General features: G+C 43.6%; 11 protein-coding genes. 7 read left to right on the top strand and 4 right to left on the bottom strand.

Translation table 11 applies throughout. The features are described 5' to 3' along the window. The first annotated feature begins 483 nt into the window (after window positions 1-483). The gene (locus tag K0625_RS07250) at window positions 484-2274 is read left to right on the top strand and encodes an AAA family ATPase (protein WP_220109081.1); all 1791 of its coding nucleotides are present in this window, start codon (window positions 484-486) and stop codon (window positions 2272-2274) included. 150 nt (window positions 2275-2424) lie between these two features. On the opposite strand, the gene K0625_RS07255 is transcribed toward K0625_RS07250, so the two are convergent. Beyond that, on the bottom strand, window positions 2425-3375 hold the full coding sequence (locus K0625_RS07255; RefSeq protein WP_220109082.1) for an AraC family transcriptional regulator: 951 nt from the start codon (window positions 3373-3375) through the stop codon (window positions 2425-2427). Window positions 3376-3455: 80 nt separating this feature from the next. On the opposite strand from K0625_RS07255, the gene K0625_RS07260 reads away from it, so the two are divergent. Further along, on the top strand, window positions 3456-4085 hold the full coding sequence (locus tag K0625_RS07260; protein WP_220109083.1) for a cytochrome P460 family protein: 630 nt from the start codon (window positions 3456-3458) through the stop codon (window positions 4083-4085). Next, window positions 4085-4636: a cytochrome P460 family protein gene (locus tag K0625_RS07265; protein ID WP_232846974.1), complete on the top strand. Its 552-nt coding sequence runs from the start codon at window positions 4085-4087 to the stop codon at window positions 4634-4636. The genes K0625_RS07260 and K0625_RS07265 overlap by 1 nt, the downstream gene beginning before the upstream one ends. Before the next feature lie 51 nt (window positions 4637-4687). On the opposite strand, the gene K0625_RS07270 is transcribed toward K0625_RS07265, so the two are convergent. Both K0625_RS07270 and K0625_RS07275 read right to left on the bottom strand, forming a co-directional pair. Continuing rightward, complete coding sequence (locus tag K0625_RS07270; RefSeq protein ID WP_220109084.1) at window positions 4688-5491, bottom strand: hypothetical protein; 804 nt, start codon at window positions 5489-5491, stop codon at window positions 4688-4690. 35 nt (window positions 5492-5526) lie between these two features. Further along, window positions 5527-6417, bottom strand: a complete 891-nt coding sequence (locus K0625_RS07275) for a CE1 family esterase (protein ID WP_220109085.1) — start codon at window positions 6415-6417, stop codon at window positions 5527-5529. A 120-nt stretch (window positions 6418-6537) separates the two neighbouring features. Here K0625_RS07275 and K0625_RS07280 point away from each other — a divergent pair, with 120 nt between their 5' ends. Together K0625_RS07280 and paeA are read left to right on the top strand one after the other, a co-directional pair. Further along, a complete protein-coding gene (locus K0625_RS07280; RefSeq protein ID WP_220109086.1) occupies window positions 6538-8652 on the top strand; it encodes a winged helix-turn-helix domain-containing protein in 2115 nt (704 codons plus the stop codon). A 302-nt stretch (window positions 8653-8954) separates the two neighbouring features. Further along, window positions 8955-10286, top strand: a complete 1332-nt coding sequence (gene paeA / locus K0625_RS07285) for a polyamine export protein PaeA (protein WP_220109087.1) — start codon at window positions 8955-8957, stop codon at window positions 10284-10286. 84 nt (window positions 10287-10370) lie between these two features. Here paeA and pepA read toward each other — a convergent pair whose 3' ends face one another. Continuing rightward, entirely contained in the window at window positions 10371-11879 is a 1509-nt protein-coding gene (gene pepA / locus K0625_RS07290; RefSeq protein WP_012323715.1) for a leucyl aminopeptidase, read from the bottom strand. A 222-nt stretch (window positions 11880-12101) separates the two neighbouring features. Here pepA and lptF point away from each other — a divergent pair, with 222 nt between their 5' ends. Further along, window positions 12102-13214 carry an LPS export ABC transporter permease LptF gene (gene lptF, locus K0625_RS07295; protein WP_220109088.1) on the top strand — a complete coding sequence of 371 codons (1113 nt, stop codon included), beginning with the start codon at window positions 12102-12104 and terminating at the stop codon, window positions 13212-13214. Continuing rightward, window positions 13211-14269: an LPS export ABC transporter permease LptG gene (lptG, locus tag K0625_RS07300; RefSeq protein ID WP_220109089.1), complete on the top strand. Its 1059-nt coding sequence runs from the start codon at window positions 13211-13213 to the stop codon at window positions 14267-14269. The genes lptF and lptG overlap by 4 nt, the downstream gene beginning before the upstream one ends. Window positions 14270-14369 lie beyond the last annotated feature (100 nt).

Here is a 14369-nt window from a genome sequence, read left to right on the forward strand (position 1 = left end):
GAGTGACTACTTTTATAAATAAAAATTAGAAGAGACATTTCTTAAACAGCAGGATGAATTAAATACTTTAAATGATAACTGAAAATAAAACTTTACTAGCTACTTGAGTTTAATGCGCATAAGAATAGTGATAAAAATACAATCATCATAGGTTTAAACTCAGTTCTGTTTGATATTAATGTGATGAAGATAAATTTATTTATATTTACATTTGGCCTTATGGTTACAGTTATGGTATCTGGCATAACCTATTGACTTTCAATGTTTATATACTTGTTTGTTAGTCGATATTTATTGGCGTCTACCTGCTAATAATTTATTATATTAATCTATTGAAAGGTTTGTAACGCTTGGCTGAAATGAGTGTTACATCCTTGTTTTATTTAATATTTAAATGTGACAGTAAGCTTGACTTTATACCTCTTTGTATAAAGGTCATGCTTAGTTTTTCGCTGCTATAATATTTTACCTTAGAGGTGTTAGATGCAAAGCTTTCCTAGTGAAGCAAATAAAAGGTTGTCTTGTATCCCATTACTTAATACATGTGTTGATTGGGGAAGATATAGCTTCTCTGGTGAACAACATCGTTTATTGATTGGATTAATCCTTGGTGCTTTTGTACTTTATAATTACGAAGTTTATGTAGGCTTTGTTCTCAATCCCCCTGTATTAATGCTTATCCCAATAGTCTTGCTCTGTCTTGTTGGAATTGTGCTTCGGCTTACCTCAGATGTTGTAAAGGAGCGTCTTAGCGAGGTGGAATGGGAGTATGGCTCTCGCTGGTACTTAGGGGCGTTTTTTCTTGTTCTAATCTGGCAAGCTATCCAACTACACCTATATGTGGTTGATATGTATTTCAGTTGGGATAATGCTATCGGCAGTTCTTACCGACGAGGAGAGCTATATAGCGCTATCTCAACCTCCCTAGCTGTTTTTTTCCTTCATTACTATGCACTTGCCAAACCTGTTGTGACTTCGGGATTCCTTGCCTATTTTGCGACAATGAAGAAGGAGGAGATTGGAGTTGAGGTTAAAAGTAGCGATCCAGTTATCGATTGGGCCAAGATGCGCCAAGATAAGATCAATAATTTTACTGGTATGCGTCGCTCGATTGTGACTGGTACTGTGCGTTTCGATAGAACAAAGTACTGTGATAAAGATACCGCTGAACAGTATGTCTTCGATTTTTTACAACTTTCTCCTAAGGCAAAGATTGCACACTTTACTATGCCTGAATCTGAAGAGCTTGGCCTAATTGAGAGCTATATTGTGCATCTAACCCGTGCTGCGCTGGAGTTTGGTTTCAAACCAAGTCAAATATCAATAAGTGGAAATCAATATATTCGTAATAAAGATGCCAGCAATTTATCGCAACAGACGATCGCTGAATTTTTCTCTGAAATTGCGAGTGTTGAACAAGAGCGAGAGAACGAGGAGATAGCTAAGGAGCAGCGAGTCCAAGTGCTTGATAGCATGATAGGTTTAAAGCGGGTGAAGGAGGAAGTTAAGCGGCTTAATGCCATGCTCACCTATAATCAGCAGCGTCAGCAGGAGGGGTTAGCTGAGTTAGAGCAGGGGGCCTACCATATGGTCTTTACCGGTAACCCAGGTACAGGTAAAACCGTTATTGCTCGCCTGATTGCTGAGATGTTGTTTGATAAGGGAGTATTAAAGAATAAGAAAGTTGTTGAGGTGACCCGTAGCGATCTAGTGGCTCAATATATTGGTCAAACAGCGCCTAAAGTAAGAGCTGTGGTCGATAGTGCCATGGGGGGAGTTCTGTTTATCGATGAAGCTTATAGTTTAGCGAAAGGCGGTGAGAAAGATTTTGGTTCTGAGGCGATAGATGAGCTGTTAAAGCTGATGGAAGATAGGCGTGGTGATTTTGTTGTGATCACTGCAGGTTACCAAAAAGAGATGGATGACTTCCTGCAAGCGAACGAAGGACTCAAGCGTCGTTTTGCCCGCTTTATTCATTTTGATGATTACTCTGATGATGAGTTGCTGGATATTTTGTCGCTTATGGCTGGAAAAGCAGGGGACAAATTTGAAGAGGAGTTTCATCGTGATCTACCAGAACTGGTAAGTCAGTGGCGTGCAGCTTATGGTAAAGGATTCGGTAATGCTGGCTCGATACGCCAGATGTTGGAAGCTATGCAGAAATCACGCCCTCTTCGTTTGATAGAGCAAGGTATTGAGATGAAGGGTGATGCATTGGTCATGCTTACCCGTAGTGATTGGGACTCGGCTGTTGAGATGACCAGCTTTGGATAATCGCTTCTCCTGCGTCTATTGGTATCACCCTTAGGCGCTATTGCGATTTAGGGAGATCAGGTTGTTAATGCTAATACTTTTTGTATTATACTTTTCGTATTAGCTATATCTGCTTAAATCGCATGCACTATTTGCTATTTTCCTGTCTATTTAAACTTGGTTATCACCTTTTCGTAAAGCACTTGGGCTAAACCCATAGTGGCGTTTAAATGCGGCGCGTAAGGTTCTAGCGTCAGCGTATCCTATTCTATCGGCAATATTGTCCAACGTTAGACTTGAGTTTTTTACCAGTTGATAAGCTTTAGCAAGCCTCCAACTGCCAAGGTAAGCCATGGGAGAGAGGTCAAGCTCAGCTTTAAATTTACGTTGCAGGCTTGCCCTAGACATACCTGCTTCATTACAGATCGTCGCTAAGGTCCAAGGCTTTTCTGGGTTGTCATGGAGCAGCTGTAACACTTTAGCCAGACGCGGGTTGCGCAGGGCTGCAAGGAAACCGTGTAGGTGCTCATTTTCAGCGATATACCTGTGTAGTAGCTGGAAAAAAAGCACCTCTGTTAAGCGATCGATAATGACACTTCTTCGACTATTTGTACGCTTGATCTCACTATCTATTTGTCGAACCGTTGTCCAGATTGGATTATCGGCTTCGATGTGGGTGAAATGAAATATGTTGGGCAGGGCATCCAAAATAGGGTGTGAGATAGCTTCATCATACTCAACCATGCCACACATAATACGGTTTGTGATCTCTCCATCTTGAAACAGAGGGTTGCCCAGCTCACAGGCATCACCGGCTAATTGACAGGGTACAAGCTCGCTGCTCGTTGTATCGGCTATCCAGTGCATATCCCCCTTAGGGAGCATGACAATGTCCATCTGCATTATCGACAGCTGTGCTTCACTTGTTCCTATCACAAAGCCGCCATGCAGCGCGATATGAAATCTAGGCGTAGGCAGGGGGGGAAGTGATATTCCCCAGGGAGCTGCAAGATCTGAGTGAAAGAAGATACTGCCACGAAACCTTAAGGTCGCAATGACATCATCAAGAATATCAAAGGTTGAATCTTGTTTTTTGAGACGATGAGAGCCTTCTTTGAGCATGTCAGATACCTGTGTTTTTGATGACTAGTCTATTATTTATCCTTGTAACTTATTCATAACAAAGCAAGGGTGAAATGAAAATGAATACAATTAAAATGTTGCTGTTATCGACAATAGCTTGTGCACCTCTTCTATTTACAGGCTCAGTTGAAGCTAAGCAAGCTTATGAATTTAAGAATGGCGAGTTAACAAGGCCAACGGGCTACCGTGAGTGGATCTATGTAGGCACGCCTGTGACACCCAATGATATGAACAATGGTAAGGCGGCTTTTCCTGAGCATCACAATGTCTATATTGACCCTAAGAGTTGGGCGCACTGGAAGAAGACAGGGAAATTTAGAGATGGCACCATTTTAATCAAGGAGCTAGTGAGTGTCGGTTCTAAGGCGACAGTGAGTGGACAAGGTTACTTCCAAGGTGAGTACATAGGCTTAGAAGCGACCATTAAGAGCAAAGGAGATTTCCCAAATGAGCCTGGGAACTGGGCATATTTTAGCTTTTCCGGCGAAGGTCATAAGACAGTAACTAAGAAGGCTAAAGCCTTCCCATCAGCTGCTTGTAATGGATGTCATCTGGTTTCAGCGGCCGACGATTTTGTTTTCACTCAATTCTATCCTGTCTTGAGAGCGGGTAAAGGTACTGGCAAAAATGCCACAGGTGGTCATGTCGATGATTTGAATAATAGCTATGTTGAACCTGGAGCTAAATAATGAAAATGAATTGTTCAGCCATTATTACTCTTGGTCTGTTGTTAGTGGGTTTTTCTACCTCCTCACTTGCTAAAGATCATTTTTCAGCAGATGTAGATGATAAAGGAAATATCAGTTTCCCTGCCAATTACCGCAGCACTATGGAGCATTTAGGTTCATGGTTTGTTCCGACGGGCGGAGCCAGTGGTTTTCACCATGTTTATACCGAGAGGGAGAGCGTGGCGTACTTTCAACAGCACGGTGTTTTCCCTGATGGAGCGGTTTTGGTAAAGGAGTTACTCGTCTCTGAGGCGAATAATTACACCACAGGGGAGGGGGTACATTCAGCCAATGGCGAGTATAAACAGTGGTTTGTGATGGTAAAAGACAGTCAAAACCGCTTTGCAGATAACCCCGTATGGGGTGAGGGGTGGGGTTGGGCCCTATTTAAGCCGGGCAATACCAGCAAAAATCTGGCAACTGATTATAAGGCTGATTGTTTAGCCTGCCACGTTCCTGCTAAAGAAACTGATTGGATCTATACCCAAGCCTATCCTGCTTTAAGTGAATAAAACAGTGGCTAGGCAATGTTAAATATGGGGCTCAGTAGGAGCCCCATATTTTTATCTACCAAATTGACATGGGGGAGACGACTGAAGAGTTTCAGAGGCAATCTGTCCAAGTAGTTGTTGGATTGACTCATCGACATCTATCTCTGGAATATAGGGAAGAAGGTCTGCTGAATTCCCGGTTATCACTTCATAGAAAACAAGAGCTGTGAGCATACTCCCTGTTAGTGATGCATGATTGCCATCACTGTGGTGAAGAGGTAGTTGAGGAGAGGTTAATAGTACCTTATCCCAGGTTAACCCTATTGGCGCCACACAACTCTTTTGTTGCTGAGAAATAGCAGTGTGCAGTCTATGTATTCTCTGTCCTTCATCTACATTTCCCCTTTGCGGATGCTCAGGAAACAGTATCGGTGTTGCTCCATTTACTTTTGCCTTCTCAATCCAATGTTGAGCTGCTGTTGTTGGGTAAGTTGTGGAACCTGACTGTGAATATTTTTGTCCCTGTAAGATAACATGTGTCCATGAACCATCTTCGAGTTTGGCGACCTGCTTGGCATTAGCTAGGTTATCATCGAGAAACCCACCTCCTGCATTTTCTACATCGATTAAGCGTTCTGGATTTGATGTTGAAATTAAGCGCTTTATCAACCCCGCCTGTCTTGCTGTATGGCTATTGCCGTAAAGCAATATCCGATAATAGTTACTCTGCCTATTATCAGGGATCGCTAAGTTACTCTTAGGGTTGCCAGCCACAGGAGGAGATGGCTTTTGTTCAGCCGAATTGGTCTCTGGCTCGCTTTGTCCACATGCAACCAAACTGAGACTGAGTAAGGCTAAGTATAAGTATTTTTGCATCATTCCTCCTTTATTGAGATTGGTGTGTTAGCCAGTTAGTTGAAGATTGGGGAGTATATCTGCCTTAAGATCTCATCATCATAAGCGGCTTCGTGAGGGACATTAGCCATGTTTGAAAAACTGACGTTCAATACACAGTTTTGCCATATTTCTGTTTCAGTTCCTGAGCTAGAATTGATAACTCCTGGGTGAGAGGTTGTATTGGATGTTGCATCACAACCGTTGATATTACGCCAGTGAGCTAAGGTGTCATTGACAGATTTGATATTACCTGTGTTTCTACCATTCATAGGAACATCAGTATCTGCAGGGCTATGAAAATGATGAAGAGTGATAGGTGTTGATGTAGTACATTGAGTAAATTCACCACGAAACTGCCCAGCAAGAGAGACTAATGCCGTTATCTGCTCTGGGATTTGGCAGGCTAATTTATAACCCATAAAACCGCCAGCAGAGTAACCAAATATATAGACATTATCACTGGTTATGGTGTTTTCAGCTCTGAGTTTTGTGAGTAGGTTTTTAATAAACACAACATCGGTTGTCGTTGCATTATCATTAACACTTGCCCAACCCCATGAAGCATTACTTCCTTCTGGTGCTACAGATAGAAGCTGTATGTCATTTGTAATGGCTTTGGCATTAAATATGTTACTTACTTTTTTTGGCTTACCTGGCGCTCCGTGAAGGAAGAGGGCAATCCCTTTGATCTCTCCATTGGGTTTATAGACAATCGCATCACGGCTGTCTAAAGTGACGCAGCTAGCACCACTATCTAAAGAGGAGCCTGCGCATTGAGCTGCTGGTGGAGTAACAGGAGGTGGTGTTGTACTTCCACCATCACCGCTACCACCACATCCGCTGATTAGTAATGCGAGTAGGCTAGTGATAGAGAGCGGTATTGAGTTAGCGACTCTGTTATTCATGGTGTGACCTTTTGTTGTTTTAGTTTAATCAGCTTGCCATTGGCTTGATTTTGAACAATAAAGAGGTGAGAATGGTTTGATAATGGAATGATAATTAATAATAAAATCATGAGGATATGAATGCGATATGCATTTGGTGATATCGAGGTCGATACCACTCAGATAAGATTAGTAAAAGATGGTGTTCTAGTTGAGTGTGAGCCGAAGGTGTTTACACTGCTGGTTTATTTTTGTCAGCACCCCGAAAAGGCTATCTCAAGAGCAGAGTTAGTAGAGAAAGTTTGGGGTGGTAGAGTTGTTAGCGATGCAGCTGTTAATCGCGCAGTTGGTGAACTCCGTAAACTTATAGAAGATAACCTATCATCGCCAAAATGGATAAAAACAGTCAGTAAAGTTGGGTACCAACTGACGGTGACTCCAGTAGAGGTTGGTGGGCAAGGCTATCAGGATAACAAGGCTTATCTTGGGGAGGTTGGTGAAAGTTGTGAGTCTGAGTCATCAGATGAAAGCTCAAACTATCATTCTTCAGTTGGGGTTAATACCACTGAAAAAGTGACTGCTGGTAGATCAATTTTTAGATTCAGCAAGATGACTTTTATACTTTTCTGCGTTTTTACCTTATTAATTTTATTCCAATTTTTCCCATTGAAGGGAAGCCCAGATAGAGTTGAGATATTAAGTCGTCAGCCCGTCACCTCTCTAATGGGTAGCGCCTTTAACCCATTCTATCAAGCCAAGAGTGATACATTCGTTTTTCTCTATAAAGCAGATAAAGAGTCAAGCGCAAAACCCTATATACAAGAGGGCGAGCAAGAACCTAAAGCCCTTATTCAAGATGGCTATTATTACACTGATGTCATTTATGGTGCTGATGGGGACCTGTATGCATCTAGGTTGGATAACTTAGAGCAAAGAAACTGTGAAGTGATAAGGCTTGATCCCGAGAGTCAGATATCTTCAGTCTTATTTAGTTGTGGGAAAAGAGTGGTGACTCAGCTCGATTTTGATGAACAACAGAGGCGACTAATCTACCGCTCTAGGCCAAGTATCTCTGCCCCATATGCAGTTTACTCTTTTCAAGTGGATACTGGCAGGCAAGAGCAGCTGACCCATCCGTTACAAAAAGGCAATAACTTAGGTGATTATTATTTCTCTTTATCGCCTGACAGTAAGAGATTAGCTGTGGTTGAGTACAGTGGAGAGGGTTTAGATCATATCAAGTTTATTGATCTTAATGATAACCGAGTGCTGGCTAAGGAGTCTTTTATTGAGAATGTACACGGGCTGTTATGGCGTTCAAGTAAAGGAATATTAGCGGCAAATGGAGATGGCTTGTATGAGTATGATGTTGATGAACACAAATTAGTATCTGTAGAGCGCAGTGATCAGTTTGGACGACTGGCTCACGGGATGGGAGCGAACACTACTTTGACGGAACGTAGCCAGCTAACTGTAAATATTTTTGCATTTCAGAAAGGGGAGAAGGTCTCTGCGTTGACTGAAAGCAGTGGAATAAGCAGAGGAGCTGTATTTGGTCATAGGTCAAATATCTTTGCCTATACGGCCAATCGAACAGGTGAAGCAGAGATCTATATTCAGCCAGAAAATGGAGCTGGATTTAGCAGCGATTTTATTGAACCAATTGAACATCTTTCTGCTCTTTCATGGTCTGCCGATGATGCCACATTACTGGCCAGTGTTAATGGTGCTTTGTATCTATTTTCGTTAGCAGATCGGAGCTGGAGAAGAGTGGCAGACTCTTTTTCTCAAATTCATCATGCTGCTTTCTCTAGCGAATCAGTACTTTTTAGCGCAGAGTTAGCTGGTATGTGGAATATATGGCGGTTATCGCTGATTGATGGCGAGGTCGAGCAGCTGACGACACAAGGAGGCTATAGTGTTCAAGGCGATGAACATTCGATATTTTTTACTAAATTTAATCAAGCTGGCTTGTATCAGTTGCACCTCGATAGTGGCAAAGAGTTTGTGTTAATTGAGGAGTTCCCTATTGCTGGCTGGCGTCATTGGCAACTAAGTCAGGGGAAAATTTACTACCTGTTAGGTAAAGAGTATAGAGAGATGGATCTTGAGTCGGGGACTGTTCATCTTCTTTATAAATTCTCAGGCCGTGCGCCTTTAAATTGTCATATGGCTTACCTTAATGATTTTTTTGCTTGTGACCAAGTGGAGCTAAGTACAAGTAATATTTGGCAGTTGCAGCTATCTAAGTCGTGAACTGAATTTACTCAATACTCTTCATTGTGCTTAATTACTCCTTCATAACTTAGTCACTGGGAATTAGTCTCTGGGAGTTATTCACCGGGAATATATGACCCTGCTCTAATAATGATAATCATGGGTTGATAATATCTGGTTAGTTAAATAATAAGCAGATATACTTCGCATCTTCGTTTTGCCAGTCTGGCATAAACAATGTTTAACCTTCTGTAAATAAAGATATTTATACAATTCTAGCTTGGTAAGATAAAAGGCAGTAAGGGAATATCACCCGTTTATTGGTTTTTAGTAGGTGCTAAATGAGCTTCTTTGATAATGCTGTGATTATCTTGTTTCTGATCGGAACAAGTTGTTTCTTCTCTATGTCTGAAATTGCCTTAGCTGCGTCACGTAAAATTCGTCTTAGGCAGATGGCCAGCGACGGCGATCTTAGAGCTGAAAAAGTCCTGATGTTACAGGCAAACCCAGGTAATTTTTTTACTGTGGTTCAGATTGGGCTTAATGCCGTTGCCATTATGGGGGGGATCGTGGGTGAGTCAGCGTTTACGCCCTATATTCATGCCTTTCTCGCCCCTTGGTTGAGTGAGCCCTGGTTAGGTAAAGTGAGCTTTTTCCTCTCTTTCGTCTTAGTAACTAGCTTGTTTATCTTGATGGCGGATCTTATGCCTAAGCGCGTAGCTATGGCGATCCCAGAAAAAGTGGCGTTAATATTAGTCGGCCCTTTGCTTGTTAGTATCACTGTTTTTAAGCCACTTGTGTGGTTCTTTAATAGTTTAGCTAGCATGCTGTTTCGTCTGTTGCAGATCCAAACCTCTCGCAATGATGAGGTGACCTCAGATGATATCTATGCGGTGATGGACGCCGGGGCAGAAGCGGGCGTACTCGATAAAGATGAGCAGTTGATGATGGAGAAGGTGTTTGAGATGCAAACCATTCCCGTCACGGCAGCCATGACAGCTCGGGAAAGTCTCTCCTATTTTCTGCTTCAAGACAGTGAGGAGGAGATTAAGCGTAAGATCTCTGAAGATCCCCACTCAAACTTTCTGGTGTGTGACGGTCAGTTAGACGTGATTAAAGGTTTTGTTAATGCTAAAAAGCTGTTGATATGCGTGATTAACGGCCAGAGTATTAGTTTGAAAAACAATGAACTGGTTGAGAGCTGTTTTATCATTCCTGACACCTTAAGTTTGTCGGAGTCCATGGAGTATTTTAAAAATAGCCGCGCCGATTTTGCCGTGGTGATTAATGAGTACTCGCTGGTGGTTGGTATAGTGACGGCCAAAGATCTGCAAGATGCGGTAATGGGAGCTTGGTCTCTGCCTGAGAGTGAGGAGCAGATTATTGCACGGGATGATAACTCTTGGTTGATGGATGGTGTCACCCCTATTACAGATGTGATGCGTGCGTTGGATATTGAGGATTTCCCTCAAGATCACAACTATGAAACTATCGCTGGTTTTATGATGTATATGCTGAGGAAAATACCTAAGTGCACTGACTCTGTTACCCATTCAGGCTTTAAGTTTGAAGTGGTGGATGTTGATGCTTACAAGGTGGATCAGCTATTGGTGACAAGGCTAGAATCGCTTAACGTTGCTGATATAAAACTAATTCCTGAGCCTCAGGCTTAAATCCTAGAGATAAAAAAGGTGAAGCAGTAGCTTCACCTTTTTTTATGCAATATGTAAAAACTGAAGTGACAGTTTTACATCAGTTTAATCGCCTTGCTCAACGCCTGCACGGTTGATCAGGAACTGAGTTAACAAAGGCACAGGACGACCTGTTGAGCCTTTATTCGCACCGCTATTCCAAGCTGTACCAGCAACATCTAAGTGTGCCCAGTTGTACTTCTTGGTAAAGCGTGAAAGGAAGCAAGCGGCTGTGATAGAACCAGCGGCGCGGCCACCTAAGTTAGTCATATCAGCAAACGGGCTTTCAAGGTGCTCTTGGTACTCATCCCACAATGGCATACGCCATGCGCGATCGCCACTCTGCTCACCAGCATTTAGCATCTCATGTGCAAGTGGGTTATGACCTGAGAACAGGCCTGATGCGTGCTTACCTAGAGCGATAACACAGGCGCCCGTTAAGGTTGCCGTATCGATAACTAACTCAGGGTCAAAGCGCTCAACATAGGTCAACACATCACACAAAACGAGTCGGCCTTCAGCATCAGTATTTAATACTTCAACGGTCTGACCTGACATAGTGGTGAGGATATCGCCTGGGCGGTATGCGTTGCTGGAAGGCATGTTTTCACAACCAGCAAGAATACCAATGACGTTGATAGGGAGTTTCATCTCACACAGGGCTTTCATTGCACCGATAACGCCGGCTGCGCCGCCCATGTCGTATTTCATCTCATCCATGGCTTCGCCAGGTTTTAGTGAGATACCACCTGAGTCAAATGTTAGGCCTTTACCAACGAGAACAATCGGCTTTTCAGTACTGTCTACTGCGCCTTTATATTCCATAACGGTCATAACAGATTCGTTATCACTGCCACGGCCTACAGCAAGGTAGGAGTTCATGCCTAGCTTAGCCATCTGCTCTTCACCCACCGTCGTGACGGTTAGCTCTTCGCAGGTTTCGCTAATTTGACGAGCTTGTGAAGCAAGGTAAGCAGGGTTACAGATGTTAGGCGGCATGTTTGCCACATCGCGACAAAGCTGCATACCGGCAGAAACAGCCATACCATGGTCAATAGCGCGCTCACCAACAGTTAGTTCACGACGAGTCGGTACATTGAAAACCAGTTTACGCAGTGGACGACGAGTCTCATCTTTGCTGGTTTTCAGTGCATCGAAACTGTAAAGACTGTTTTGCGTTGTCTCAACGGCTTCACGAACCTTCCAATAAGTATCACGACTTTTAACATGTAACTCGGTGAGGAAGCAGACCGCTTCCATAGAGCCAGTTTCATTAAGTGTCTTGATGGTTTTAGTGATGATCTGCTTGTATTGACGCTCATCCAACTCGCGCTCTTTACCACAGCCAACGAGTAGAACTCGCTCACTGAGCACGTTTGGTACATGATGCAAAAGTAGCATCTGGCCTGGCTTTCCTTCCAAATCACCGCGGCGAAGTAAGTTGCTGATGTAGCCTTCACTAATTTTATCAAGCTGCTCAGCAATACCTGATAGGCGTCTGGGTTCATATACGCCAACGACTATACAAGCCGAACGTTGTTTCTCCGGACTACCGCTCTTAACGCTAAACTCCATGAGCTCTCCTAGATTCTTAAAGACAAATTTTATTATTTATTAGATAATGTCTGCTTGTGCCCAAAAAGGGCCTAAAATTGGTGCACCAATAGTTTGTTTTTTTAGGTGTTTCCCTGCCATTTTTAGTTTATGGCTGGTCACAAAACTACCAAAAGTAGACAGTCTACATGAAAGTTTGACTGACACCAGCATAATTATAAGTTTAGAGACTGGATCCTGCCTGTGATTGTATTTAGATACCTGATTCGTGAAGTTTTAAAGGCACAAATTGCGGTACTTTTCGTGTTATTAGCTATTTTTATTAGCCAACACTTTGTTCGTGTACTTGCTAATGCGTCAGACGGTGAATTTCCCGCTTCATTAGTGATGACCTTACTTGGGCTCAACCTACCTTACCTTGCAGTTCTGGTACTTCCTCTTAGTCTTTTCCTTGGTATTTTAATGGCTCACGGGCGTATGTACGCTGAAAGTGAGATGGTTATTTTGCATAGTGTCGGGATCAGTGAGTGGTATATCACCCGAGTGACACTATTGCTTGCGGTGATCAATATGCTGATCACTGGAGTATTAGCCGTTTACGTGACGCCATGGGCGGAGGAGAGGCAAAATCAGGTCTTGGAGCACGCTCAATCTGAAGCGGGTTTAGCCGCGATAACTCAAGGGCGCTTCCAAACCAGTCCCAATGGCAGAGCCGTACTCTTTGTTGAGCGCATAGGTCGTGACAATGAGTTAGATAAAGTGTTTGTTGCCCAGTTGCCCGACCCTGAAGCTGAGCAGGGGCAGAGCAATATCGTACTGGCACAAGGCGGTAAGGTTATTGAAGATGAAACTGGTGGTCAACGCTTACAGCTCCGTGATGGCGTGCAGTATCAAGGAACGCCCAAACAGGTCGACTTCCAGGTGATTGAGTTTGGTGGCTATCAGATGCAGATTAAAGAGCAGGAGGTGAACGAGCGTCGCCGTAAACTTTCTGCCTTGCCAATTGAAGAGTTAATGAAGCAGGAGGGGCCTGAAAGCAACGCTGAGTTCCATTGGCGATTAGCAATCCCTCTCTCTATTCCCTTGCTGACGCTGATTGCCGTGCCTATGGCAAGAGTCAACGTACGTCAGGGTAAATTTGCTAAGATGTTCCCCGCTATTTTGCTCTATCTTGGTTACTTTGGCTTGATGATTGCGGGAAGAAAGGCACTGGAGGATGGTATCATTCCTGAGTATCTAGGCATGTGGTGGATCCACCTATCGGCACTTATCTTAGGGGGATTACTCTTAGGTAAAGAGCGGCCATCTGGCGTTAAGATCACCGGCTTATTTAAGCGTAAGCAGGTGGTATCATGAGAATATTAGATTTCTATATCGCCCGCACTTTGGTGAGCACTTCAGCGCTTTGTTTGCTAATTTTGACTGGGCTGTCGGGCATTATTAAGTGGGTTGACCAGCTAAGAGTTGTGGGCCGTGGTTCCTACACCATGTTAGATGCCGGTATCTATGTACTGTTTTTGATCCCTCGTGATATCGAGATGTTTTTCCCTATGGCCGTGCTATTAGGCGCCTTGATAGGGATGGGGATGTTGGCGTCAAACTCTGAATTAGTGGTGATGCAATCGGCAGGTCTGTCTAGACTGCAAATTACCCTGTCGGCAATGAAAACAGCTGTGCCCTTGATGATCATTATTATGGCGTTAGGGGAGTGGGGCGCGCCTGTGGCAGAGCGAAAAGCCTATGAGCTACAGGCGACTAAGATATCAGGTGGGAGCTTGATTAAGTCGAGTCGCGGGATCTGGGCTAAAGATGGAGACCTGTTCGTCAACATAGGCGAAGTGGAAGATATCAATAACCTTCGCAATATCACCCTGTACAAGTTTAATAGTGATCTTGCCCTGACCCGTACTATTCATGCTGAGCGTGGTGTCTTCTCCAAGGATCATTGGCGTCTTCTTGATGTTAGACAAACGGACTTGACCGATGAGAAAGTGACCTTAACCGATTTGACCCTCTATCGCTGGGAGTCGACCTTAACACCAGATAAGCTGAGTGTGGTGTCGGTCAAACCTGAGTCTCTATCAATACAAGGGCTGATGGGGTATTTAGACTATCTTGAGATAAATAACCAAGACTCCTCACGCTATGAGCTAGCCTTGTGGCGTAAGTTTATGCAGCCAGTCACGGTTGCGGTGATGATGTTGGTGGCACTCTCATTTGTTTTTGGGCCTTTGAGAACCGTGACCATGGGCGCACGGGTACTCTTAGGGGTGATTGCTGGATTTAGTTTCTATATCAGCAGTGAAATTTTCGGCCCATTGACCTTAGTTTATGGCCTACCTGCCTATATCGGTGCCATGATGCCGGCACTGATCTTCAGTGTCGGGGCGGTCTATTTTATTAGGAAATAAAGGTTTGGTATAGATACTCGCTCCTAGGTCCGAATACCTAGGAGCGAGTATCTATACCAAACCCCCACTGAACCCTGCATTCCCAAGTCGCTTAGGTATA

It is taken from the genome of Shewanella nanhaiensis (genome assembly GCF_019457885.1).
Taxonomy (GTDB): Bacteria; Pseudomonadota; Gammaproteobacteria; order Enterobacterales; family Shewanellaceae; genus Shewanella; species Shewanella nanhaiensis.

Coding starts and splice junctions, on each gene's coding strand:
- K0625_RS07280 (WP_220109086.1), top strand. CDS start 6,538: ATGCGATATGCATTTGGTGATATCGAGGTCGATACCACTCAGATAAGA.
- paeA (WP_220109087.1), top strand. CDS start 8,955: ATGAGCTTCTTTGATAATGCTGTGATTATCTTGTTTCTGATCGGAACA.
- K0625_RS07250 (WP_220109081.1), top strand. CDS start 484: ATGCAAAGCTTTCCTAGTGAAGCAAATAAAAGGTTGTCTTGTATCCCA.
- K0625_RS07275 (WP_220109085.1), bottom strand. CDS start 6,417: ATGAATAACAGAGTCGCTAACTCAATACCGCTCTCTATCACTAGCCTA.
- K0625_RS07255 (WP_220109082.1), bottom strand. CDS start 3,375: ATGCTCAAAGAAGGCTCTCATCGTCTCAAAAAACAAGATTCAACCTTT.
- K0625_RS07260 (WP_220109083.1), top strand. CDS start 3,456: ATGAATACAATTAAAATGTTGCTGTTATCGACAATAGCTTGTGCACCT.
- pepA (WP_012323715.1), bottom strand. CDS start 11,879: ATGGAGTTTAGCGTTAAGAGCGGTAGTCCGGAGAAACAACGTTCGGCT.
- lptG (WP_220109089.1), top strand. CDS start 13,211: ATGAGAATATTAGATTTCTATATCGCCCGCACTTTGGTGAGCACTTCA.
- K0625_RS07270 (WP_220109084.1), bottom strand. CDS start 5,491: ATGCAAAAATACTTATACTTAGCCTTACTCAGTCTCAGTTTGGTTGCA.
- K0625_RS07265 (WP_232846974.1), top strand. CDS start 4,085: ATGAAAATGAATTGTTCAGCCATTATTACTCTTGGTCTGTTGTTAGTG.